Here is a 23,239-nt window from a genome sequence, read left to right on the forward strand (position 1 = left end):
CCTCCGTGTTCCTCCGGGTCGCGCAGGGTGCGCCGGGCGGGGCGGGTCCGTCCACCATTCCCCTGCCGCGCCGCGCGGGGAGGGGCTAGAAAGGCGGCATGAGCATCACCTTCGAAAGCCTGCTCGCGCCCATCACGCCCGAGCAGTTCATGGCCGAGTACTACGACCGCAAACCGCTCCATATCCCGGGCGCGGCGGACAAGTTCGCGCAGGTGCTCGATTGGGCGGCGATCAACCGGCTGCTCGACATGACACATATCTGGACCGAGACGAGCTTCCGCCTCGTGATGGACAGCGTGCCGGTGCCGCCCGTCCAGTACAGCGTGAAGGCGACCTCGCGCGATGGCGCGCAGATCCTGCAGCCAGTCGCGGCGAAGGTGCTGGACTGGGTGCGGCGCGGCGCCTCGGTGGTGATGAACGACGTGGACAGCCTGACGCCCGGCCTCGCCGCCGTCTCCGCCGCGCTGGAAGGCGCGGGGCTGGGGAAGGCGCAGGGCAACGTCTACATCTCCTGGCAGTCGCACAAGGCCTTCCACGCCCATTACGACACCCACGACGTCTGGGCGGTGCAGGTGGAAGGCGAGAAGGCCTGGAACATCTGGGAAGGCCGCGCCGACTGGCCGATCGCCCACCCGCTCTTCCGCGGCCAGAAGCAGGAGCATCACGAACAGGCCAAGGGCGCGCTGCGCCAGCGCCTGGTGATCAAGAAGGGCGACATCCTCTACCTGCCGCGCGGCTGGTATCACGACGCGCTGGCCGAGGCGCCGAACTCCGTCCACGTCGCCTATGGCGTGCACGCCCCGCTCGGCCTCGACTTCGCGAACATCCTCGCCGAGCGCGCGCTGCACGACCCCGAGTTCCGCAAGCCGCTGCCGCTGCAGGACGGCAGCCCGGCGGCGAAATACGCGCTGACGCAGCGCGCCGCGCTGCTGGGCCAGAAGCTCGCGGAATTCGCGCGCGAACCCCGCGTGATCGAGATCCTGGAAGGCTTCGTGCGCGACTACCGCTTCCAGCGCGGCGGCTACGACCTGCTCGCCGCCCGCGGCGGGACGACGCCGGCCCCCGCCGCGGCGCCGACCGTGGCTGCCGCCGCCCCGGCCCCCGCTGCGCCCGCCGGCCCGTCGCTGCGCGTGGTAGGCGAGGCCCGCCCCGTGCGCCGCGGCAACGAGTTCGGCCTCAAGACCGGGACCGGGGTCATCGCCATGTCCTACGGGGAGGTCGAGGCCTCGGCCTGGATCCTCGCCCGGCCGAGCGTGTCGGAGGCCGAGCTGCGCGCCGCCTATCCCGCGCTCAACGCGGCGGCGCTGATCGGGCGGCTGCGGGATGCGGGGGTGCTCGCCGCATGATCCACCTCGCGGCGCTGCTGCCGCTGCTGCTTCTCGCGCTGCCGGCCGCGGCGCAGGTCCGCCCCTTCTCCTGCGTCGGCGCCGAGCAGGTGGAGGACGACGTCTTCTCCGTGCCTTTCGCGCGGGGTTCGGCGCGGATCACCGATGCGGCACGGACGGCGCTCGCCTCGGCCGAGGAGGCACTGCGCGCCAATCCGGATCGCGTCGCCTGCGTGCTGGGCCATTCGGGGCAGGAAGGCGGGGCGACCACGTCGATCCGCCTCGCCGCCGAGCGCGCCCGGGCGGTGGCCGAGACGCTCTCCACGCGAGGCATCGAGCGCGACCGCCTGCGCGCCGAGGCCCGCAGCGCCCAGTTCAGCCCGCGGATTCGCGCCGCGGAGCCGCCCTCCCGCACCGTGACGATCGTGGTCCTGCCCGCCCCCTGAGGCACCTCGATCACTGTGGCGCTTTTTCGCCACAGTGTTGCATCCATGTCCTTGCGCCGCAGCGCACAAGACTCGCATCCTGGACCCGCGTTTCCCCCGAAAGGCCCCCGATGCGCCTTCCCCCCATGGCGTTGGCCCTCTCACTCGCCCTCCTGCCGCTCGCCGCGCTGGGCCAGGGCGCGCCGCGCCAGGCCACGCCCCAGCCGCCGCCCGCGCGCGAGCGCGAACCCACCATCGCCAACCAGTCCGGCCTGACGCTGCGGGAGCTCTATGCCGCCCCACCGGGGGCGGCGGATTTCGGCCCCGACCTGCTCGGCGCCGACACCGTGCCCGACCGCGGCAACTTCCGCGCCCGCATCGCGGGCACGGCCTGCGACCTCGAATTCCGGGCGGTCTTCCAGGACGGGTCGGAGGAGCGCCGGCGCCAGAACATCTGCCAGAACCGCCGCGTCCAGTTCGGCGATCCCGCCATCCCCCTGCGCGAAGGCGTCGTCCGCAACGAGACCGACACCACCATCCTGCAGCTCTTCGCCGCGCCGCCCGGGACGGCCGGGCGCGGGCCGGACCGGCTTGGCGAGAACGTGGTCGATGCCGGGCGCGAGTTCCGCTTCCGCCTCGGCCGCACGCGGGACTGCGTCTTCGACGTCGTCGCGGTGTTCGAGGACGGGGAGGAGGACGCACGTCGCGGGGTGAACCTTTGCCGCGAGCCGCGCCTGGTGTTCGGCGACCCCAATGCGCCGCGGCGCGAGGCGCGGATCGACAACACCTCCGACCGCACCATGCGCGAGTTCTACGCCTCGACCCGCGCGCCCGGGGCCTGGGGGCCGGACCGGCTCGGCGCGGACCTGCTGCCGGCGGGCCAGGGCTTCACGCTGCGCGTGCGCGGCCAGGGCTGCCTGTGGGACCTGCGCGCCGTCTACGAGGATTCGGCCGAGGAGGTGAAGCGCGGCGTCGACCTCTGCACGACGCGCCAGCTCGCCTTCGACGGGTCGGGCGCGCCGCGCCCGCCGGAACGCCGCCTGACACTGGTGAACCGTCACGGCGCAATGGTGCAGGAGGTCTACATCTCGGGCTCGTCCGAGGAGGATTGGGGCCCGGATCGGCTTGGCGACGAGGTGCTGCCGCGCGGCGCACGCCGCGAGGTCTCGGCCCGGCTGCGCGACTGCGAGGCCGACCTGCGCATCGTCTTCGAGGAACGCCGCGCCGCCGAGGAGCGCGCGCAGATCAACCTCTGCGAGGTCGGCACCATCGTGCTGCGCCCCGGCTGGACGCTGGCGGAGCGGCTCGACGAGGGCGAGACGCCCGACGCCGGCCCCCGCCCGGGCAGCGTGCGCCTGCGCAACGGCGGCGCGGTGCCGATCGCCGAGCTCTACGCCGACGCGCCGGGCGCGCCGCGCGGGCCGGACCGGCTGGGCCGCACGGTGCTCGGCGCCGGCGAGACGCTCGACTTCGCCCCGCCCGAGGGCATTCCCTGCCGCGCCGACCTCACCGCCGTCTTCCGCGACGGGCGGGAGGTGACGCTGCCCGCCACCGACCTCTGCGCCGGGGTCGAGGTGGTGGTGCAGTGAAGCGCCTCCTCCTCGCCGCGCTGCTGCTCGGCGCCGTGCCGGCCGCGGCGCAGGGCATCCCCGAGGCGATGCGCGGCACCTGGTCGGTCGGCGACTGCGCCGCGCCCGACGCCCTGCTGCACGTGACCGCGCGCAGCGTCGCGCGGCTGCCTTCCGCCGGCCCGGCGCGCCTGGTGCGTTTCCGCAGCGTGCAGGCGCAGGACGGCTGGACGCTCGGCACCGGTGGGGGCGGCGAGGCGCCGCGCGTCATGCTGCGGCCCGCCGGCGACGGCATCGAGACGGTCGAGCCCGACCCCAAGACCCGCGACGACCGCCTGCCCGGCAATGCCCCGGTCACGCGCTGGGCGCGCTGCGCGGCGCCGCCGCCGGTCCTCGCGCTCCTCCATGGGGAAGGGATTGCCCTGCTCGGCGCCCTGGAACGTATCGAGGCCGCCTGCCAGGGCGGCACCGCGCCCGCCTGCCTGCAGGCCGTGGTCCAGGCGGGCGACGTCTCGGGCGACGGCCTGCTCGGCACGGCGGAGATCGCGCGGCTGCTGCGCGGGGCCGCCTGGGCGCTTGCCGCGCAGGATGGCGGCGAGGCGGACACCTTCGCCGCCGCATCGGGCCTGGGCGGCGTCGCGGCACTCCTGGCAGCACGGATCCTGGTCGAAAGCCTCGACTACGACGGCGACGGCAAGCTTTCGGCGGCCGAGCTCGGCCAGGACCGGGCGGCCTTCCCGCCGGGCACCGGCGCCGCGGCCGGGCAGCCGATGGCGGTCGAGGCGCTGGCCGAGGGCGCGGGCCTGCTGCGCGCCCTGCTGGAGCGGCTGGCGACACAGTAACCCTCAATGCGCGTGACGGTTTAGTTTTTCGGTTTATATTCGCGCATTATGCGAGGCCTGCTGACCCTGTTGCTGCTGCTGCCGCTCGCCGCCTGCGGCAATGCCACGGGCGCAGACCTGCTGCGGGCTGCGGTCTGGCCGATACCGCTGCCGGATTCGCTGTTCACGCCGTCGGACCCGGTGCCCCAGGGCGAATGGGACGCGGCGGAAGCCTCGCCGGAGGACGGCGAGACGGCCCTCGCGCTCGCTCTCGGCAGCCGCCGCGGCCTCGCTCGCCTTACCCAGGCGGAAGGGGAACGCCGCATGTGGCGGACCCAAGGCGGCGTGGTGGTCGCAACCGATGGCCCGCGCGTCGTCGCCACCGCGGGCCTGCGCCAGGTCCTCGCCGCGACGCGCTTCGACGGCGGCACCGACCCCCTCGCGCGGCTGTCCGAGATCGGGGACGGCACCTACCGCAGCGCCCGGGTGATCGACGTGATGCGCTCGGCGAGCGACCCGGCGCGGATGCGCTTCGGGCTGCGCCTGGACTGTGCGCTGCGCGCAGCGCCTTCCCCCGCCGAGGACACGCTGCTGTTCGAGGAATCCTGCCGTGGCGCCGCGCGCTTCACCAACCGCTTCTGGGCGGATGCGCGGTCCTATGCCGTGTTCCGGTCCGAGCAGTGGATCGGGGACGACCTGCCGCCGCTGGTGGTCGAGGTGGTGGGCGCGCCGCCGCCCGCCGAGGTCATCACCCTGCCCAGGTGAGCCCCGCCCGCCGCATCCGCCGCACGACATAGGCGAGCCAGGCCGCCTGCACCGCCAGCGCCGGCAGCACCACCATCGGCTTGCTGCCCACCGGCAGTTCCAGGAAGGCCCAGGCCAGCAGCCCGTGGAACAGCACGAAGCCCCAATGCACCGCGGCAACGGCCCGCACGCCAAGGCCCGATCGCTGCGCCATCTGGTAAAGGTGCGTCCGGTGCGCCGCCGCCACGCGTTCGCCCATCGCCGCGCGCCGCAGCAGCGTGAAGCCCGCGTCGAACAGCAGCCCGAACAGCAGCAGCGGCACGATCAGGAAGGAGATCTGCGCCGCATCGAAGCGCGCCGCCGCCACCGCCAGCACCGCCATCACGAAACCAAGGAACTGGCTGCCCACATCCCCCATGAAGATCCGCGCGGGATGCAGGTTGAAGGGCAGGAACCCCGCCAGCCCCGCCGCGAGGAACAGGGAGGCCGCATAGACGAACCACCCGCCCTCCTGCCCCGCGATCACGCACAGGATCACGGAGGCGAGGAACACCGACCCGCCGACCAGGCCGTCCAGCCCGTCCATGAAGTTCATCGCGTTGGTGCAGCCGACGATCCAGAACAGCGTCAGGCCCACGCCGATCCAGCCGAGCGGCACCTCGCCCCAGACCGGCAGCGCCACGCGCTCGAGCACCAGGCCCGATCCGATCGCGACCAGCGCGGCGATCGCCTGCGCCGCGAGCTTCACCGAGAAGCGCAGGTCGGCGACGTCGTCCCACAGCGACACGCCGGCGATCGCCACGGCCGCCGCGATCACGCCGACGAACTGCGGCGGCGGCAGCCGCGCGAAGGCCGCCGCGACATACAGCACCGCCATCCCCACCACGAAGGCGAGCACCACGCCCACCCCGCCGCCACGCGGCGTCGGACGCACATGGCTCGACCGCGCATTGGGATGGTCGAGGATCGGCCAGGCGATCATCGCCCGCACGGCCGCCGCGGAGAGCAGCGCCAGCGCGGCCGCGAAGGCCAGGTGCCGGAGGACGGCTTCGAGCAGCATGGGCGGGGGCTATGCCCCGCGCCGGGCGGGGCGTCCAGACGGGGAGGGCGCTGCCCTCCCCGGCCCCCACCCGCCAAAGGCCTAAAGGCCCTTGGAACCCTCAACATGGCCGGGAGAGGGGAGGGGCGCGAGGCGGCCGCCGAGCCCGGCGCGCGCACGGTGCCCCTCCCCTCTCCCGGCCATCTCCTGGTGTCCAGAGGCCCTTCGGCCTCTGCGGGCACCCAGTGACGTTGCGAAGCAACGCCACTGGGAACCCGTGGTGGGGGGAGGTCCGGCGGGGGGCAAAGCTCCTCTCCGCCCGGCACCCTCACCGCGTGAACCACCCCGCCCCGCGTTGCAGCGAGTCCTCCCGCCCGTCCCGCGTCAGGTCCCACAGTTGGTTGTCCACCTGCAGTCGCTGCCCACCGTCGCGCTGCGTCGGGCGGATCACCGCGCCGAAGGAGGAGCGGCTCTGCACCCCGAAGATGTCGAGCGGGATGCGGAAGAAGATCCCCTTGTCGAAGGACCCCTCGCCGAAGCGGGAGAAGGACACGTCCGTCAGCGTCGCGAAGGCACCGACCTCGATGCCGGAATCGAAGCGGCGCGCGATCTCGACCGTGCCGCCCCAGTCTCCGGCCAAATAGCGCCCGCCGCGCAGCGTCGTGGTCAGGTTCCACCAGGGCAGGTCGGCATAGACCGAGACCTGCCCGGTCGTGACCCGGTAGTCCTGCAGACCGAAGCGCTGGTCGTAATCGCGCTGCCCGACATAGGCGATGTCGAGCCCGAGCCCCCAGGGCCGGTCATGCGGCCGCCACAACACCTCGCCCGAGATGCCGGCGAACATCGGCTCGAGGTAGCCGGCGCTGGCGCGCGCGAAGACGTCGGGCGCGAGGGACCAGAGCCCCTCGGCATAAAGCGTCGGAACCGCGAGGGTGCGTCCTTCCTCCGCATAGAACGCATAGTCGGACCGCACATGCGGCAGCACGCTGTCGGACGGCAGGGCGCTGTTCAGGTTCTGTGCCACCACCTGCGCCACGCTGCCCGCGATCGAGACGCCGGCGCCGAGTTCGACCCGCGCGCTCGCCGCCAGCGCCACCTGCCACAGCACGGTGCGCGACGGATCGCCCAGGATCACCCGCGCCCGTGGCTCGAACCCCCAGTCGATGAATAGGCCGGTCGCGCGGGCGGCATTCTCGAAGGGATCGCCCGGGGCCATCAGCATCGCGGTGGCGAAGACCTCCTCCGCGCTGCCATGGCCGCGCGCGGCGGCTTCCATCGCGGATCGCAGCACCATCAGCCGCGCGATCTCGAGCCCGTCCCGCGACCAGGCGATGACCACGCGCTCGACCTCGGGCGGCAACACCGGCTGCACCGCGCGCACCACGCGCCCCGCGACCTGCGCCAGCGTCCGGAACCGCCCACCGGAGACAGCGATGCGCGCCTCCTGCCCCTCGATCGCGAAGGCGGTGCCGCGCAGCCCGGCCTCGTCGAGTGCTGCGAAGATGCGCGGCGCCAGCGCGCGCGATTCAGCCGAACCGCCCTCGGCCGGGCGCGACGCCATCGCCGGCGGCGCGGGCAGCGGCGCCCGCGGCGGATCGGCCGCATCCATGCGGATCGACGCCCGCAGCAGCACATCCGTCCCGTTCACGTAGTTCACGCCGATGTCGAGCCAGTCATTCGTCCATTGCAGCCCGGCATTCACCCGCGTGCGCGTCTCCCCGCGCAGGTTCGTCGTGTTGCCGGGATAGCCGCCGCGCTCGTCCCGCAGCCTGTCGCCGCTGACCTCGACCTTCGCGCGCAACCCCTCGAACACGCCCCAGGGCGTCGGGATCGGCGGGACGCTCCACTCCACGCCGCCGAAGAAGGCGATGTCCTCGCCGTGGAAATAGGTCCCCCAGCGCGGCGTGCCGCCCTGCCCCACATTGCGCGTGCGGTTCGCGAAGCCCGACCAGAGATCCGTCAGCGGATTGGGCGCATCCGCCTCGGTCCCGATCCGCCCCCAGCCAATGCCCAGCGAAAAATCGAAATCCCAGAACCGCTTCGACGCGACCAGGTATTCCCCGCCATAGATCCCCGTCCCCGCGATGTCCTGGATCCCGACGGCGAGCGCCGGCCGCCAGTCATTCTCCTCCCAGAGCCGGATCTTGATGTCGAAGGACCGGTCCGAGCTCATGCCCTCCCCGGTCGTGCCATTCAGCCGCTCCCCGACCCGAAAGGTCGTCTCGAGCCAAGGCAGCGCCTGGAACCCCAGGAAATAGAACTGCCGCTGGTGCCGCAGCGACGTCCCGGCCTCCATCGTCCCATCCGGCCGGAACCGCGCATTGCGCATCTCGATCAACCCAACCCCGCCCCAGTCCGACCCCGTCCCCTCCACGACCTGGGCTGCGACGCGCGCGGGAGCGAACAGGAGCAGGAGGAGGGCGAAGGTAGCGATGGCGGCGCGGGGAGGGCGCTGCCCTCCCCAAACCCCTCCCGCCAAAGGCCTAAGGGCCTCTGGACACCATGAATTGGGTGGTTGGAGGGAGGGGCTCGGAGCGACCGCTTGGCCCGTCGGCCCCGCGGCGCCCCTCCCTCCAACCACCCAAGTATCGGGTTCCAAGGGCCTTTCGGCCCTTGGCGGGGGGTGCAGGGGGGCGGCGTCCCCCTGCGGCCGACCTTCGCCTGCCAGCGCCTCCACCGGCTACCGGTTCGCCTCGCGGGCGATCACCGCCAGGGCGGCGGCGGAGACGGAGACTTGGCCGAGGACCTGGGTCAGGTCGCGCACGAAGCCCCAGGTTTCGTAGGGGCTTGGGTCCTGGGGGACGACGACGAGGCTGCCGGGCGGGACGGGCGGGCCGCCTTGCTGCCAGGCTGAGAGGCCGGCGGCGGTGGACTGGCCGTTGGGCAGCACGATGAAGCCGCGGGAGGGGTCGGCGAAGCGTTGCGTGCCGCCGGCAGCGCGGACGTAGTCGCTAGCGCGCCAGCCGGAGCGGAACTGCAGGGATCCGGGGTTGAGGACGGAGCCGACGACGGTGATCTCGCTCGGCCGCTTGGGCATGGCGATGACGTCGCCGGGCTCGAGGAGGACGTCGAGCTCGGGGCGGGCGGCGAGGATGACGGGATTGGCCTCGACCACCATGCGCCCGGCGGCGCGGGCTTCGCGGAGCGAGTTGGCGAGCTCGCGCCCGGCGGTGATGGCCGAGCCGACGTCGATGGTCGATCCGCGCGTGCCGGCGACGGCTTGGCCGGCGGCGACCTGGATCAGGCTGGTCTCGAGCTCGCGCGCGGTTCGGGCGAAGCCTTCCTGCTGGCGCTGGCGGACGGAATCGCGCGTGAAGACGGCGCCGTAGGGGTAGGCCTGGGGCGTCAGGCCGCCGGCGCGGGCGATGACCTCGGACAGGCGCTCGCCGCGGCGGATGTCGTAGGTGCCGGGGCGCAGGAACTCACCGACCAGGATGACGGGCCCGGTGTCGCGGTCGCCGAAGGCGCGCGGGATCCGCACGGTGTCGCGTGGGGACAGGCGCACCGCGGCGAAGTTCCGGCTGGTCAGGTCGAGCCGCGTCCGGGCGAGCGGGATCGCCCCGCCCTGGTCCGGCGGCTCGCGCGCGAATTCCACGACGCGCAGGTCGGCTGCGTCCGACAGCCCGCCGGCCGAGGCGATCAGCAGGTCGAGTCCGGTGTCGTCCACGATCGGCATCGGGCCAGGCGCGCGGACCTCGCCCGTCAGCACGACGGTCTGGTCGAGCAGGTAGGAGGCGAGGTCCGGGTAGTCGGCCATCACCTGCGGGCAGGTGGTCGGCCCGATCTCGGGGAAGCCGGCGCCCTTCACATGGGCAAAGCGCTGCGGTGACGCGCGCGAGGCGAGCGCGAGCGTCGTCAGCGCCGCGCAGTCGGGCGGCGGCGGCGCGCCGGGCTGCGGGATGGCCGCGGCGGGCGCCTCGCCCCGCAGCGCGCGCTGCACGGCGGGCGAGGCGAGCCAGGCGATGTCCGCGCGGCCGAAGACGATGACCTCGTCCCCTTCGTGCAGCGCCATGTTGGCGCGACCTTCAAGCACGCGGCCGAGGTCGAAGGGGATGAAGCCGCGACTGCCGGTCTGCCGGTCGGCGCGCCACACGACGCCGAGGCGGACGTAGGGATCGTTGCGCAGCAGCCGCCGGTCGGAGATCAGCCCGCGCAGCGTCTGGCTCTGCCGCCCGCCCGCCGCGGCGCGCGTCACCGGGATCGAGACATGCCCGGCGAGCCGCACCTGGTTCGCCACCACGTCGGCGCCGGGCTGCACCAGCACGGCATCGCCGCGCCGCACGGTCTGCGCGGGCGAAAGTTCGGCATAGGACCGCCGCCCCGCGCCGTCGTTCTGCTGCACCATCAGCCGGTTGCCGCCCTGGCGGATGGTGCCGCCGGCGAGCGCCAGCATGGCCGCGAGCGGCGCGCCGGACTGGCCCGCCGGCAGTTCGTAGATCGCCGGCCGCGCGACGTCGCCCGCCACCGCGACGGTGCCGCCGACGGGCGGGACGATGATGCGGTCGCCCTCGCGCAGCGAGAGGTCCGCATCGCCCGGCGCGTCGGCGATGACGCTGTAGAGATCGACGACGCGCCGACCCCGCGGTCCCTCGATGCGGATGGCGCGCAGCGATCCCGTCTTGCGCACGCCGCCGGCGGCCGACAGCGCGTCGAGCGCCGTCGACAGGGCGTTCAGCGGCTGGAAGCCGGGCCGCATGACCTCGCCGGCGACGAAGATGTTCATCTGCCGGACCTGGCCGATGGAGAGGAACACCTCCGACCCCGCCAGGTCCCGCGCGGCGAGGCCTTCGAGATGCGCGCGCAGGTCCTTGAGGCTGCGTCCGGCGGCGGGCACCGGCGCGATGTCGGGCAGCATCAGCATCCCGTCGCGGCCGATCCGCAGCGTCAGCGTCTGCCGCGCGCGGCCGCGGAAGGCGAGGATCACCTCGTCATCGGGGCCGAGCACGTAGTCCTCGGGCAGCGCGCCGAAGCCCGGCGGCGGCGCGGGGCCGGCACGGAAGGTCTCGTAGCCGAACTGGCGCAGCACCGGCGGGTCGAGCCGCGCGGCGAAGAAGGCCTCGGCGGCCGAGAGCGGTTCCTCGGGCGCAGCGGACGCGGCGAAGGCAGGCAATGGCGCAGCCTGGACGGGCGCGCGTGGTGCGCTGCCCGGCAGGCCGGATGGCGGGCCGCGCGTTGCGCCGGCATCGAGAAGCCGTTGCAGCACGTCCTGCTGCACCCCCGGCGGCAGGCTCGGCAGCGGCGCCCCGCCCGGCAGGACCGAGGGCAGCGTGGGCGGCGCGAGCAGCGGCGACGGCCCTGGGCCCGTCTGCGCCAAGCCGACCGTCGCGCCCAGGGCCAGCGCGAGCGCGACCGCCAGGCCCAGCCAAGATCGGGAGCGGCGCGGCGGCTTAGGCATGGACGGCGACGGATCTCCGGCAGAACTCGGAAGTGATTAATATAGACTCTATACAACTTATTGGCGATTGCGAGTATCGTCAGACGTCATTTACGGAGGCGGAACTGACGCGCGGCGCGACACTGGCACTTCCGTTCCGGCCTTCCGGCCGGCTGGCGCTGCTGGCCGATGCCGCGTGGCGGCTGGGGCCGCGGGCCTGCGGGCGGATGGCCTGGCACCGGCTGCGCCTGCGCGCGGGTCTGGCGCGCGCGGCGCTGCCGGACGCGAGCGTTCCGGACGGACCGCTGCTCGCGCCCGGCGCGGCACCGGGCGCCCCTGCGGCCGAGGACTGGCACGGCCCCTTCGATCCGGGCGTCCATGCGCTGGACCTCGACCTGTTCGGCCCCGGGGACATCCGGCCGGTCTGGGAGCGGAACCGGCTGCTGGCGGTGCCGCTGCTCGCGATGGACGGCCGTGCGGGGGAGGCCGAGGCGCTGCTCGCCGCCTGGCGCGACGCCAACCCGCCCTTTCGCGGCCCGGCCTGGGCCTGCGGGCAGGAAGCGGCGCTCCGGGGGATGCACCTCGCCCTGGCGCTCGCGCTGGCGGGCGCGGACCGCGCGCCGACGGCGGCGATGCGTGCGCTGCTCGGCGCCCATGCGCGGCGGATCCTGGCGACGCGCGCCTATGCCGCCGCGCAGGACAACAACCACGCGATCAGCGAGCCGGCGGCGCAGTTCGTGCTCGGCCTGGTGCTGGGCGATGCGGTGATGGCGCAGGACGGCGCGTCGGACCTGGCGCGCGCCGTGGCCCGGCTGGTCGCGCCGGACGGCGCCTTCGCGCAAGCATCGCCGGGCTATCACCGGCTGCTGCTCGACACGCTCGCCGTCGCAGAGTGGTTCCGCCGCCGCCATGGCGCCGCACCCTTCGCCTTCACCGATCGCGCGCGCGCCGCGACGATCTGGCTGCATCGGATCGCCTCGGCCGGCGGGGCGCTGCCGCGCTGCGGGCCGACCGACGATTCGGCCTTCGCGGACCTCTCGCGCGCAGGACCACACGACGCGCGTGCGAGCATCGAACGTGCTGCGCGACTGTTCTGCGATGCCGGCGCCGGGCGGCCCGAGGATCCCGGATGCGCGGCGCTCGGACTGCCCTGCCCTGCCTCGCACCTGCCTGGCACGGATGCCTGGCGCAGCGAGGGCTGGATGGGCGCACGCGCCGGCGACTTCGCGATGCTGCTGCGCACCGGCGCGCCGCTGCGCTTCCGCCCGGGCCATGCCGACCTGCTGCATCTCGATCTGCGCCGCGGCGAAGAAGCGCTGCTGCGCGACGGCGGCACCGGCGCCTACAACCCGCCGCCTGGCTGCGGCTGGTGGACGGAAGCACTCGCCGGATCCGCCGGGCACAACACGGTCGAGTTCGACGGCGAGGCGCAGATGCCGCGCCTGTCGCGCTTCCTGATGGGCCGCTGGCCGCGCTGCGAGGCGCTGCCCGACGGCGCCGCGCTGACCGACGCGCGCGGCCGCCGCCACGAACGCCGCTTCCGCCTCGGCGCGCGGCGGCTGGAGGTGGAGGACCACCTCTCCGGCCCCTTCCGCCGCGTGGTGCTGCGCTGGCGCCTGGCGCCGCGCGACTGGCGCACGACCGGCCTCGGCGCGGCATGCGACGACGTTGCGCTGACGCTCGCTGCCGATGCGCCCGCCCGCATCCGCCTGACCCAGGGATGGGAAAGCCCCGCCTATGGCGAGGTGCACCCCGCCCCGGTGCTGGAACTCGCGGCCGAGGCGCCGGTCAGCCGCATCACCACACGCCTCGAGGTCGCGCCATGACGCTTCCCGCCCTGCTCCGCGCGCTGTGGGAGATGCGGCGTGGCCTCGCCCTCGCGCTCGCCATCGTCTGGGGCGCGGGTGCGACAATCGTGCTGACCGCGCCGCAATCCTACGTCGCGCGCGCCGTGGTCGCGCCGGCGGAGACCACCTCCTTCGCGGTGTCGTCGCTGCTCTCGCCGAGCCCCTTCGCACCCGGCGGTCTGCTCGACACGCGGCCGACCGGGAACTTCGCCATCTACCTCGGCGCGCTGCGCTCGGCCGAGGCAGCGGCGATGCTGGCGCGCGACACGCAGATCCTCGCCGCCCTCGCCGCCATCCGTGCGCGCAGCCTGCTCGCGCCGCTGCGCGCCGCGCTCGGGGCCGACCGGCCAACGGATGCGGACGACGTGCTCGACTGGCTCGGCCGCAACCTCGCGACGACGCAGAGCCTCGTCTCCGTCACATGGACGATCGAGTTGCCGAGCCAGGAGGCCGCCCTGGCCCTCGACATGCTGCGTCGCCTTCATGCCTTCGCGGAGGCCAAGGTGCGCGCCGACCTCGCCGACCAGGCGGCGCGGCGCGTCGCGGCACTCGAGCAGCGGCTGGCGCGCGAGAGCGACCTTTTCGTCCGCAACAGCCTCTATGAATTGCTGGCGCAGCAGCAGCGCGCCGGGCTGGTCGTTTCGGCGGACGAGGCGGTCGCCGCACGGCTGGTCTCCGCGCCGGTCGTGGAAGCGCGGCCGTCGCAGCCGAACCGTCCGCTGCTGCTGGCGCTGCTCGGCGTCGCGGGGCCGGTGGCGGTGCTGCTGGGCGGCGCGGCGGTGGCGCTGCTGCGTTCGGCGCCGTCCCTGCCGCGGCCGCGGCGCGAACCGCAGATCGCGCCGCCAACGCCGGCCGAATGACGTTGCTCCCGGCACTCGTCGGCATCCTGGCCGCCACCCTGCACTTCGCGGGCGCGCTGAAGTCGACGCCAGCGCTCGCTTCGCTGCCCTTCGATCTCACGCTCGCGGCGGGGCTCGGGCTGCTCGCGGTGCTGCCGCTGCTGGTGGCCGCGCGCGACTGGCGGGCCGACCGCGCCATCGCGCTGCCCCTCGCCGCCGTCGGCACGCTGTGGCTCTGGATGGTGGTCGCAGGCAGCTGGAGCCCGGCGCGGCTGGTGCTGTCGGCGAAGCTGCAGGAAGCGGTGCTGGCCGGCCCGGCGATGCTCGCCGCCGGCATCGCCGTCGCGGCCGATGCCGGGGCGCTGCGCGCGGCGGCGCGGACCAGCCTGGCGATCGGGATCTTCACCGCGGGATCCGTGGCGCTCGGCATCGCGACGGACCAGGTGGTGCTCGGCGGCCAGGTCGGCGCCAATCCGGACCTGGTGCGCGTGCAATACCAGATCGCGGGGCTCGCCATCGCCTCGGCGGCCGGGCTTGCCGCGGTGCGGGCGGCGGAGGTGCGGCGCCTCCTGCCGGTGCTGGCCTGGGCGGCGCTGGTCGCGGGCCTCGGCGCAGCGGCGCTGCTGCCGGGCGGTCGGACGGCACTGGCGGGGCTCGCGCTCGCGGTGGCGATCGCGCCGACCGTCGCGCTGTGGCGGCAGGGGCGGCGCGCGCTGGCGCTGACCTGGCCGCTCGGCGCCGTGGGCGCGGCGCTGGCGGCGTTGGCGATCATCCTCGCCGATCCGTCGCTCTCGGCCGGGCTGCGAACGGTGGAACGCTTCACGGAAGGCGATTTCGAGACCTCCGGCCGGTCCTGGCTGTGGTCGGTCGCGGCAGACGAGGGTGGCGCGGCGCTGCCCTTCGGCCTCGGCACCGGCGGCTTTGCCATCGCCACCGGCAATGGCGACTGGCGCGGCGCTCACCCCCACAACCACGCCATCGAGGCACTGGCCGAAGGCGGCCTGCCGGGGTTGCTGCTCTGGCTCGGCGCCTTCGGCGGCGGGGCGGTGGCGGCGATGCGGCTCGGCCTGCGGGAGGACGGCTGGCGCGTCGCGCGGATCGCCGCGCTGGTGCTGCCGGTGGCGCTGACGGTGATGGTCTCGACCGACCTCGGCAACCGCATGGCCTGGTTCGCGCTGGGCCTCGCACTCGGCCTCGGCGTGACGGCGGACTCTCGGCATGTATGCGCGCTGCGGCAAGCGGATCGCTGACGTCGTCGGCGCGGCGCTGCTGCTGGCGGCGCTCGCGCCGGTGATGGCGGTTGTCGCGGTCGTGGTGCGGATCGCCCTCGGCGCGCCGGTGCTGTTCCGGCAGGACCGCGCGGGGCTCGGCGGCGCGCCCTTCACCCTGCTGAAATTCCGCACCATGCGCGACGGCCCTGGCGAGGACGCGGCGCGTCTGACGCCAATGGGGCGCGTGCTGCGCCGCTTCGCGGTCGATGAACTGCCGCAGCTGGTGAACGTGCTGCGGGGGGAGATGAGCCTGGTCGGCCCGCGGCCGCTGCCGATCGCCTATCTCGACCGCTATACGCCACGGCAGGCGCTGCGGCTTGTCGTGCGGCCGGGCCTCGCCGGGCTTGCGCAGGCGGCGGGGCGCAATGCCGTGGGCTGGGCGGAACGCCTGGAAATCGATGCCCGCTATGCGACGGCGCCGCCGCGCCTCATCCGCGATGCGGCCATCCTGCTGCGTTGCGCGATGCTGGCGCTCGCCGGCCGCGGCGCCGCGGCACCCGGGCATGCCACCATGCCGGAACTGACAACGGACCGAATATAACTCTTGGTTGATTTGAATTACTGTAATTAAATCCTGAGTGTGACGGTCCTGCTGCCTCCCCGACATGGACTCACCCTGCCCGACGCGACCGCGGAGGGCTGGGCCAGCCGGCGCATCCCCCTCTCCCCGCCGCATCTGACGGGGCGGGAACTGACCTTCCTCGCGGCGGTGCTCGACAGCGGCTGGGTCGCCCCGGCCGGCCCGGCCATCCAGGACTTCGAGGCCGCGGTCGGCGGGGCGACCGGCTTCCCGCATGTCCTCGCCACCGCCTCGGGCACCGCGGCGCTGCACCTTGCCTATCGCGTGCTCGACATCGCGCCGGGCGACGAGGTCTGGGCGCCGGGCTTCACCTTCGTCGCGACCATCGCTCCCGCGGTGCAGATGGGCGCGGTGCCGCGCTTCCTCGACGTCGATCCGGGGTCCTGGACGCTCGACCCCGACCTGCTGCGGCGGGAATTGCGCGCGGCGGCGCGGCGCGGGCGGCTGCCGCGCGCGGTGGTGGCGGTGGACATCTACGGCCAGGCGGCGGACCTCGATGCCATCGTCGCGGCCTGCGACCGCTGGGGCGTGCCGGTGGTCAGCGACAGCGCGGAAGGCCTCGGCGCGACGCTGCGCGGCCGTCCGGCGGGGCGCGGCGCACGCATCGCGACCTATTCCTTCAACGGCAACAAGATCGTCACCGCGGGCGGCGGCGGGGCGCTCGCCTCGGACGATCCGGTGCTGGTCGCGCGCGCGCGGCACCTGGCGAGCCAGGCCAAGGACCACGCGCCGCACTACCAGCATTCCACCACCGGGCACGCCTACGGCATGTCCTCGATCCTCGCCGCGGTGGGGCTGGCGCAGGTCGCGGTGCTCGCCGATCGCGTCGCCGCGCGGCGGGCGGTCTTCGCGCGCTATGTCGCGGGCCTCGCCGACCTCCCGGGCATCGGCTTCATGCCCGAGGCGGACTGGGGCCGCGCGACGCGCTGGCTCAGCGCCATCCGCATCGATCCCACGCGCTTCGGCGCGGACCGGGAAGCGGTGCGTCTCGCGCTGGAGGCGATCGGCGCCGAGAGCCGCCCGGTGTGGAAGCCGCTGCCCGACCAGCCGGTCTTCCGCGACGCGCCATCGGCCGGCGGCGCCGTCGCGCGCACGCTATTCGACGAGGGCCTCTGCCTGCCCTCCGGCACTGGCATGACCGCCGCCGAGCAGGACCGCGTCATCGCCGCCATCCGGGGCGCCTGCCGCGGCTGAGCATGCGCATCCTCTACCTGCACCAGCATCACTCCGGACCCGGCGGCAGCACGGCGACGCGCAGCCACGCCTTCGCCGAGGCGCTGGCCGCCGCGGGCCACGACGTCACCATCGCCTGCGGCCGCTACGCGGGTGCGGCGACCGGCCTCGACGGCCCCTTCCGGCGCGGGCGGCGCGAGGGCCGCGTCGGCCGCCACCACGTCGTGGAACTCGACATCCCCTGCGGCAATGCAATGGGCCTCGCGGCGCGCAGCGCGGCCTTCCTGCGCTTCGCCGCGGCCGCCGCGCCGCTCGCTGCCGCGCGCGGGACCGATCTCGTCTTCGCCTCCTCCACGCCGCTCACCGTCGCGCTGCCGGCGCTGGCCGCGCGGGCGCTGCGCGGCACGCCCTTCGTCTTCGAGATCCGCGACCCCTGGCCCGAACTGCCGCGCGCCATGGGCGGCGTGCCGGCGCCGTTGCTGTGGGGCATGGACCGCCTCGCCACCACCGCCTGCCGCCGCGCCGCGGCCGTCGTCGCGCTGTCCGACGGCATGGCGGAGACGGCGATCGCGCGCGGCGCCGATCCCGCCCGCGTGCATGTCGTGCCGAATGGCTGCGACCTCGCGCTGTTCGGGCCGCATGTCGCGCCCTGGCGCCCGGCCGAGGCCGCACCCTGGGAATGCCTCGCACTCTATGCCGGCGCGCATGGGCGGGCGAACGGGCTTGGCGTGCTGCTCGACGCCGCGGCGATGCTGCAGGCGCGCGGGGAGCGCAACATCCGCATCCTCCTGGTCGGCGAGGGTTCCGAGAAGCCCGCTCTGATCGCGCGCGCCGTCGCGCTCGGCCTGACCAACGTCACCTTCCTCGATCCGATGCCGCGCGCAGCACTCGGGGCGCTGCACGCGGGCTGCCAGGTCGCGCTGCACCTGCTGGCCGGCGTGCCGGCCTTCGCGGAATGGACCGCGCCCAACAAGATCATGGACGGGCTCGCTGCCGGCCTGCCGGTGGTGACGAACCAGCCTGGCCGCGCGGCCCGCATCGTCCAGGACGGGCCGTCCGGCATCGCCGTGCCGCCGGACGATCCGGGCGCGCTCGCCGCCGCGCTGGTGCGGCTCGCGCAAGATCACTCGCTGCGCGCGCGGCGCGGGGCCGCGGGTCGCCGCCAGGCGGTGCAGCGCTGGGACCGGCGGCTGCTCGCCACGCGCTTCGTCTCGATCCTCGAGGGCGCCGTCGCCGCGCCGCGCGGGCTGATCCCCGCGGCGGGCCAGCCATGAGCCTGCCGATCGTCCACCTGGTCGTCGCCGCGCGGCCGAACCTGCCCAAGATCGCCGCGCTCTGGCACGCGCTCGCCGAGGCGCCGCCGGTCTGCGCGCCGGTCCTTCTCCACACCGGCCAGCACCACGACGCGGCGATGTTCGGCGACCTGCTCCAGGATCTCGGGCTCCCCGCGCCGGCCATCGCGCTCGGCGTCAGCGGCGGCAGCCATGCCGAGCTGACCGGGCACACCATGATGGCCTGCGAGGCCGCCTGGCGGCAGGTGAGCCCCGATCTCGTCGTCGTCGCTGGGGATGTGGACGGGGCGCTCGCGGCTGGCCTCGCGGCGCGGAAGATGCGCATCCCCGTTGCGCATCTCGAAGCCGGACTGCGCTCCGGCGATGCCGACATGCCGGAGGAGATCAACCGCCGCGCGCTCGACGCCATCAGCGACATCCACTGGGCGCCGGACGAGGCCTCCGCCGCGCGGCTGCGCCGCGAGGGCCACGCCCGCGTGCGCGCCGTCGGCAACGCCATGGTGGACAGTCTGCTGCGCCACCTGCCGGCGGCGATGCAGCGCGCGCTGCCGAAGGGCCTGGCGCCAGGCAACTACGGCATCGTCACGCTGCACAGACCCGCCAATGTGGATGACCCGGCCGCGCTCGCCGCGCTGCTCGCCGCGCTGGAAGCGGCCGCGCGGCGCCTGCCGATCGCCTGGCCGCTGCATCCGCGCACACGGCAGCGGATGGAGGCCTTCGGCCTCGCGCCGCCGCCCGGCGTCACCATGCTGCCGCCGCTGCGCTACCTCGACTTCCTCGCCCTGCTCTCCCGCGCGCGGCTGGTCGCGACCGACAGCGGCGGCGTGCAGGAGGAAGCGGCGGCCGCCGGCGTGCCCTGCCTGACGCTGCGCGACAGCACGGAACGGCCGGTGACGATCGAGGCGGGCGGCAACCGCCTGGTCACCGCGGCGCAACTCCCGGGGGCGGTGGCCGATCCGCCGCGGCGCTCGGCGCCGATCCCTCTTTGGGATGGCAAGGCCGGGGCGAGGATGCGGGCGCATCTCGCGGAGGTCTTCGCGGATGCAGGTCGTTGAGAAGGGCGGGGGAGGAGAACCTCCCCCGCTCCCCCTCCCTTCTTTGGATCCTCAGGCGCCTGCCACGGCGGCCAGCACCCAGGTATCCAAGGAAGGAGGGGGGATTCGTGGGGAGTTCACTCCCCCCGTCCTTCTGCTGTCCGCCGCCCACCCCCCCGCAGACACCCGCGTGGTCCGCAAGGAAGGCGCGGCGCTGGCCGCCGCCGGTCATCGCGTCATCCATCTCTGCCCCGGTGGCGATGCGCCGGACCACATCGACGGCGTCGCCATCCACACCCACCGCCACCGCCGCATCCGTGGGCTGCTCGGCCTCGCGCGCGATGCGGCCGCGCTGCGTCCGGCCTTGATCCATGCCTCCGAGCCCGATGCCTGGCTGGCCGCGCTGATCGCGGCGCGGTGCTGCGGGGCGCGGGTCGTGCTCGACGTGCATGAACACTACCCTTCGCGGCTCGACGCCCGCCTGCCGGCGCCGCTGCGGCCTGTTGCGCGCGCGGCGATCGCCCTCGCCTGCCGGTTGATGGGCCGCGCGGCGGATGCCGTGGTCGTCGCGAAGGACGGGCTCGACGACGCTTTCGATGGTGCGCGCATCGTCAGCGTGCGGAACTACGCCCCCGCCCCGGCGAGGCCGCCGCGGACGCACACCAATGTGCCGCTGGTGCTGGGCCATCTCGGCGCCATCGGGCGGTCGCGCGGCTGGCCGCAGATGCTCCACGCCCTGGCGCGCTGCCCGCCCACGACCCGCCTGCTGCTGGTGGGCCGCTTCACCGACGGGACCGAGCGGGAGTTCCACGACCGCGCCGCCGCGCTTGGCCTGTCCGGGCGCGTCGAGGTGACGGGCTGGCTGCCCCAGGACCAGGCCATCGACCGCCTGCGCGCCTGCGACGTCGCCCTGGTGCTGTTCCAGCGCGGGGAGGAGAACCACCGCCTAGCACTGCCGCACAAGCTCTTCGATGCCATGGCCGCCGGCCTGCCGGTGATCGCCCCGGACTTCGCCGAGGAGGTCGCCGCCATCCTGCGCGCCGCCGGCTGCGGGATGCTGGTGGACACCGGCGACCCCGCCGCCATCGCCGGCGCCGTCGCGGCGCTGGCCGACCCGATCCGCCGCGCCGCCCTGGGCGAGGCAGGCTGGCGCGCCGCCCGCGGCCCCTATGCCTGGGAGGGCGAGGCGGAGCGGCTGGTGGCCCTCTACCGCGACCTCGGCGCTGGCCCCGGCGGCGCCGTGGGCCTATAGCGCGGGCATGGCCCGAGGCCCCTCGCACCGAATCCTGCTGAACCTGGCGCTCGACAGCCTGCTTGCCTGCGCGGCCCTGCCGGCGGCGGTCTGGCTCGCCGCGCCCGGCGCCTGGCCGCCCGGCGCCTGGTGGACGGGGGCGCTGCCCGGAGCGGTGTTGGCGCTGGCCGCGGCCGGGGCGCCGTTGCGCCTGCCGCTGCAATACTGGCGCTTCGCCGGGCTGCAGGACCTGCTTGCGGTCGCTGGCGCTGCCGTCGGGGCGGCAGCGCTGTTCGCTGCGGGGCTGTGGGTCGCCGGGGCCTGGCAGCCGTCCAACCCGGCCTTCCCCGTGATCCATGCCGCGACGCTCGCCGCGCTGCTGGTCGGCGGGCGGGTCGCAAGCCTGCTCCAGGCCGCCCGCCACGCGCGGGATGCCGCGCCCGACGCGCAGAACGTGCTGCTGGTCGGCGCGGCGGAAGGCACCGACCTGTTCCTCCGCGCCCTCGCGCATGACCGCCGGGCGCCCTACCGCGTCATGGGCATCCTGTCCCTGCGCGCGCGGCAGGCCGGGCGGCGGATGCAGGGCACGCCCATCCTCGGCACCGTCGAGGACATCGAGGCCGTGCTCGACACCATGCGCGCCGAGCGGCGGCTGCCCTCGGTCATCGTGCTCGCTTCCGGCTTGTCCGGCCCGGCGCTCGAAAGCGTGCTGGACGCCGCGGACCGCCAGGGCGTGCCGGTGCGCCGCGCCCCGGCGCCGACGCGCCTCGACCCCGCGGGGGGTGAGGAGGCGCGCCGCGTGGAACTGCGCCCCGTCTCCATCGAGGACCTGCTCGACCGCCCGCAGGTGCCGCTCGACCGGGAAGGCATGGCCCGGCTGGTCCAGGGTCGGCGCGTGCTCGTTACCGGCGCGGGCGGGACGATCGGTGGCGAACTGGCGCGGCAGGTCGCGGCCCTTGGCCCGGCATCCCTGACGCTGCTCGATCATGGCGAATACGTGCTCTACGAGATCGACCTCGAGCTGCGGGAGAAGCACCCCGAGGTCGCCCGCCGCGCGGTGCTGGCCGATGTGCGCGACGAGGCGCGCATCCGCCGCCTGTTCGAGGAGATCCGGCCCGAGCTGGTCTTCCACGCCGCCGCGCTGAAGCATGTCCCGATGGTCGAGAACGATCCGCTCGAGGGGCTGCTGACCAACGCGCTCGGCACGCGCATCGTCGCCGATGCGGCACGCGCGGTCGGCACCACGGCGATGGTGTTCATCTCGACCGACAAGGCGGTGAACCCGACCTCGGTGATGGGCGCGTCGAAGCGCCTGGCCGAGATGTACTGCCAGGCCTTCGACCGCGAGGCGCGGCATGGGCAGGGCACGATGCGCTGCATCACCGTGCGCTTCGGCAATGTGCTGGGCTCGACCGGCTCGGTGGTGCCGCTGTTCCGCCGGCAGCTGGAACGCGGCGGGCCGCTGACCGTCACGCACCCTGACATGCGCCGCTACTTCATGACGGTGCGCGAGGCGGTGGGGCTGGTGCTGCAGGCCTCCGTGGTCGGCACCACGGACCCCGAGAACATGCCGCCCGAACTCGCCGATGGCGGCATCTTCGTCCTCGACATGGGCGAGCCGGTGAAGATCGTCGACCTCGCGCGCCGCATGATCCGCCTCGCGGGCCTGCGGCCGGAGGAGGATGTCGAGATCCGATTCACCGGCCTGCGCCCCGGCGAGAAGCTGTTCGAGGAACTCTTCCACGGCAAGGAAGCGCCGCGCCCGACCGAGTATCCGGGCCTGCTGGTGGCAACGCCGCGCACCGCCGATGCCGCCCTGGTCGGTCGCGCCATCGACGAGATCGCCGGCGCGGCGCGCAGCGGCAATCCGCGCGCGGCGTTGCAGCAGCTCGGCCGGCTGGTGCCCGAATTCGACCACGCGCCCGAAGGCACGGTGGCGAGCCGGTAGTGGCGCGCATCGCGATCGGCAGCATCGTCCCCTCCTCCAACCGCGTGGTGGAGCGGACGATCGCGGCGATCCTGCGCCACCTGCCCGGGGTCGATTCCTGCATCGCGCGCATCCCCTACGCGCCGGACGGCAGCGGCCAGCCGGCGGGAACCTATGACGCGACTTCCTACGCCGAGGCGGCGCGGCTGCTCGGCCATGCCGGCGTCGCCGCGGTGGCGTGGAACGGCACGCGCGGGGCGGCGCTGGGCCTGGCGCAGGACCGCGCCCTGGTGGCGCTGATGGCAGAGGCGGCAGGCTGCCCGGCGACCACCACGGCGCTGCACGCGGTCCACATGCTGGGTCGGCTCTGGGCGCGGCGCATCGCGATCCTGGCCCCAGGCGCGGCGACGGAGGCCGATGCCCATGCCGCCGGCTTCGCGGCGGCGGGCTTCGCCACGGTCGCGACGCGCGGGCTCGGCTGCCCCGACAACCTCGCCGCTGCGGCGGTCGCGCCTTCGGCCATCGCCGCGGCGGTCCGCGCCCTGGCCATCGAGGCCGCCCCCGACGCCATCCTGGTCTGGAGCACCAACCTGCCCGGCCTCGACGCCATGGCCCCGCTCGAGGCCGAACTCGGCATCCCCGTGCTGGACAGCGCGGCGACCGGGCTCGCCGGGCTGCTCGCCGCGGCGGGCATCGCGACGGCGCCCCTCGCGCCGCTCGGCCGGGTCTTCGTCACCCCCTGAAACGCT

General features: G+C 74.6%; 18 protein-coding genes. 15 read left to right on the forward strand and 3 right to left on the reverse strand.

Annotated elements, in window-relative coordinates; translation table 11 throughout:
• Positions 1-98 precede the first annotated feature (98 nt).
• The 5 genes from GWK15_RS20005 to GWK15_RS20025 all read left to right on the forward strand — a co-directional run bounded on the left by GWK15_RS20005 (position 99) and on the right by GWK15_RS20025 (position 4,904).
• Positions 99-1,346: a cupin domain-containing protein gene (locus GWK15_RS20005; RefSeq protein WP_168043151.1), complete on the forward strand. Its 1,248-nt coding sequence runs from the start codon at positions 99-101 to the stop codon at positions 1,344-1,346.
• Positions 1,343-1,771, forward strand: coding sequence for an OmpA family protein (locus tag GWK15_RS20010; RefSeq protein ID WP_168043152.1), 429 nt, complete (start codon positions 1,343-1,345; stop codon positions 1,769-1,771). The genes GWK15_RS20005 and GWK15_RS20010 overlap by 4 nt, the downstream gene beginning before the upstream one ends.
• A 110-nt stretch (positions 1,772-1,881) precedes the next feature.
• Entirely contained in the window at positions 1,882-3,339 is a 1,458-nt protein-coding gene (locus GWK15_RS20015; RefSeq protein ID WP_168043153.1) for a hypothetical protein, read from the forward strand.
• Complete coding sequence (locus GWK15_RS20020; protein WP_168043154.1) at positions 3,336-4,160, forward strand: EF-hand domain-containing protein; 825 nt, start codon at positions 3,336-3,338, stop codon at positions 4,158-4,160. The genes GWK15_RS20015 and GWK15_RS20020 overlap by 4 nt, the downstream gene beginning before the upstream one ends.
• 48 nt (positions 4,161-4,208) lie before the next feature.
• On the forward strand, positions 4,209-4,904 hold the full coding sequence (locus GWK15_RS20025; RefSeq protein WP_168043155.1) for a YjbF family lipoprotein: 696 nt from the start codon (positions 4,209-4,211) through the stop codon (positions 4,902-4,904).
• Here GWK15_RS20025 and GWK15_RS20030 read toward each other — a convergent pair.
• The 3 genes from GWK15_RS20030 to GWK15_RS20040 form a co-directional block, all read right to left on the reverse strand.
• Positions 4,888-5,943, reverse strand: a complete 1,056-nt coding sequence (locus GWK15_RS20030) for a glycosyltransferase family 4 protein (protein WP_168043156.1) — start codon at positions 5,941-5,943, stop codon at positions 4,888-4,890. The genes GWK15_RS20025 and GWK15_RS20030 overlap by 17 nt on opposite strands.
• A 307-nt stretch (positions 5,944-6,250) precedes the next feature.
• Positions 6,251-8,401, reverse strand: a complete 2,151-nt coding sequence (locus GWK15_RS20035) for a YjbH domain-containing protein (protein WP_168043157.1) — start codon at positions 8,399-8,401, stop codon at positions 6,251-6,253.
• Positions 8,402-8,602: 201 nt separating this feature from the next.
• On the reverse strand, positions 8,603-11,317 hold the full coding sequence (locus GWK15_RS20040; protein ID WP_168043158.1) for an SLBB domain-containing protein: 2,715 nt from the start codon (positions 11,315-11,317) through the stop codon (positions 8,603-8,605).
• 32 nt (positions 11,318-11,349) lie between these two features.
• Here GWK15_RS20040 and GWK15_RS20045 point away from each other — a divergent pair, with 32 nt between their 5' ends.
• The 10 genes from GWK15_RS20045 to GWK15_RS20090 all read left to right on the forward strand — a co-directional run bounded on the left by GWK15_RS20045 (position 11,350) and on the right by GWK15_RS20090 (position 23,233).
• Positions 11,350-13,122 carry a heparinase II/III-family protein gene (locus GWK15_RS20045; protein WP_338147304.1) on the forward strand — a complete coding sequence of 591 codons (1,773 nt, stop codon included), beginning with the start codon at positions 11,350-11,352 and terminating at the stop codon, positions 13,120-13,122.
• Positions 13,119-14,003, forward strand: a complete 885-nt coding sequence (locus tag GWK15_RS20050; RefSeq protein ID WP_168043159.1) for a hypothetical protein — start codon at positions 13,119-13,121, stop codon at positions 14,001-14,003. The genes GWK15_RS20045 and GWK15_RS20050 overlap by 4 nt, the downstream gene beginning before the upstream one ends.
• A complete protein-coding gene (locus GWK15_RS20055; protein ID WP_168043160.1) occupies positions 14,000-15,232 on the forward strand; it encodes an O-antigen ligase family protein in 1,233 nt (410 codons plus the stop codon). The genes GWK15_RS20050 and GWK15_RS20055 overlap by 4 nt, the downstream gene beginning before the upstream one ends.
• Entirely contained in the window at positions 15,201-15,794 is a 594-nt protein-coding gene (locus GWK15_RS20060) for a sugar transferase (protein ID WP_168043161.1), read from the forward strand. The genes GWK15_RS20055 and GWK15_RS20060 overlap by 32 nt, the downstream gene beginning before the upstream one ends.
• Positions 15,795-15,833: 39 nt before the next feature.
• Complete coding sequence (locus GWK15_RS20065; RefSeq protein WP_338147305.1) at positions 15,834-17,027, forward strand: DegT/DnrJ/EryC1/StrS family aminotransferase; 1,194 nt, start codon at positions 15,834-15,836, stop codon at positions 17,025-17,027.
• A gap of 2 nt (positions 17,028-17,029) precedes the next feature.
• The gene (locus GWK15_RS20070; RefSeq protein WP_168043162.1) at positions 17,030-18,280 is read left to right on the forward strand and encodes a glycosyltransferase family 4 protein; all 1,251 of its coding nucleotides are present in this window, start codon (positions 17,030-17,032) and stop codon (positions 18,278-18,280) included.
• Positions 18,277-19,353: a non-hydrolyzing UDP-N-acetylglucosamine 2-epimerase gene (wecB, locus tag GWK15_RS20075; protein WP_168043163.1), complete on the forward strand. Its 1,077-nt coding sequence runs from the start codon at positions 18,277-18,279 to the stop codon at positions 19,351-19,353. Before GWK15_RS20070 ends, wecB begins: the two co-directional genes overlap by 4 nt.
• 169 nt (positions 19,354-19,522) lie before the next feature.
• Positions 19,523-20,584: a glycosyltransferase gene (locus GWK15_RS20080; RefSeq protein ID WP_168043164.1), complete on the forward strand. Its 1,062-nt coding sequence runs from the start codon at positions 19,523-19,525 to the stop codon at positions 20,582-20,584.
• A gap of 7 nt (positions 20,585-20,591) precedes the next feature.
• The gene (locus tag GWK15_RS20085; protein WP_168043165.1) at positions 20,592-22,511 is read left to right on the forward strand and encodes a polysaccharide biosynthesis protein; all 1,920 of its coding nucleotides are present in this window, start codon (positions 20,592-20,594) and stop codon (positions 22,509-22,511) included.
• Positions 22,511-23,233, forward strand: coding sequence for an aspartate racemase/maleate isomerase family protein (locus GWK15_RS20090; RefSeq protein WP_168043166.1), 723 nt, complete (start codon positions 22,511-22,513; stop codon positions 23,231-23,233). Before GWK15_RS20085 ends, GWK15_RS20090 begins: the two co-directional genes overlap by 1 nt.
• Positions 23,234-23,239 lie beyond the last annotated feature (6 nt).

This window comes from Neoroseomonas oryzicola, assembly GCF_012163135.1.
GTDB lineage: Bacteria > Pseudomonadota > Alphaproteobacteria > Acetobacterales > Acetobacteraceae > Neoroseomonas > Neoroseomonas oryzicola.

Bases quoted from the DNA above. Each gene is read 5' to 3' on its own strand.
- GWK15_RS20060 (WP_168043161.1), top strand. From the start codon at position 15,201: ATGTATGCGCGCTGCGGCAAGCGGATCGCTGACGTCGTCGGCGCGGCG.
- GWK15_RS20055 (WP_168043160.1), top strand. From the start codon at position 14,000: ATGACGTTGCTCCCGGCACTCGTCGGCATCCTGGCCGCCACCCTGCAC.
- GWK15_RS20040 (WP_168043158.1), bottom strand. From the start codon at position 11,317: ATGCCTAAGCCGCCGCGCCGCTCCCGATCTTGGCTGGGCCTGGCGGTC.
- GWK15_RS20050 (WP_168043159.1), top strand. From the start codon at position 13,119: ATGACGCTTCCCGCCCTGCTCCGCGCGCTGTGGGAGATGCGGCGTGGC.
- wecB (WP_168043163.1), top strand. From the start codon at position 18,277: ATGAGCCTGCCGATCGTCCACCTGGTCGTCGCCGCGCGGCCGAACCTG.
- GWK15_RS20015 (WP_168043153.1), top strand. From the start codon at position 1,882: ATGCGCCTTCCCCCCATGGCGTTGGCCCTCTCACTCGCCCTCCTGCCG.
- GWK15_RS20070 (WP_168043162.1), top strand. From the start codon at position 17,030: ATGCGCATCCTCTACCTGCACCAGCATCACTCCGGACCCGGCGGCAGC.
- GWK15_RS20085 (WP_168043165.1), top strand. From the start codon at position 20,592: ATGGCCCGAGGCCCCTCGCACCGAATCCTGCTGAACCTGGCGCTCGAC.
- GWK15_RS20010 (WP_168043152.1), top strand. From the start codon at position 1,343: ATGATCCACCTCGCGGCGCTGCTGCCGCTGCTGCTTCTCGCGCTGCCG.
- GWK15_RS20030 (WP_168043156.1), bottom strand. From the start codon at position 5,943: ATGCTGCTCGAAGCCGTCCTCCGGCACCTGGCCTTCGCGGCCGCGCTG.
- GWK15_RS20025 (WP_168043155.1), top strand. From the start codon at position 4,209: ATGCGAGGCCTGCTGACCCTGTTGCTGCTGCTGCCGCTCGCCGCCTGC.
- GWK15_RS20005 (WP_168043151.1), top strand. From the start codon at position 99: ATGAGCATCACCTTCGAAAGCCTGCTCGCGCCCATCACGCCCGAGCAG.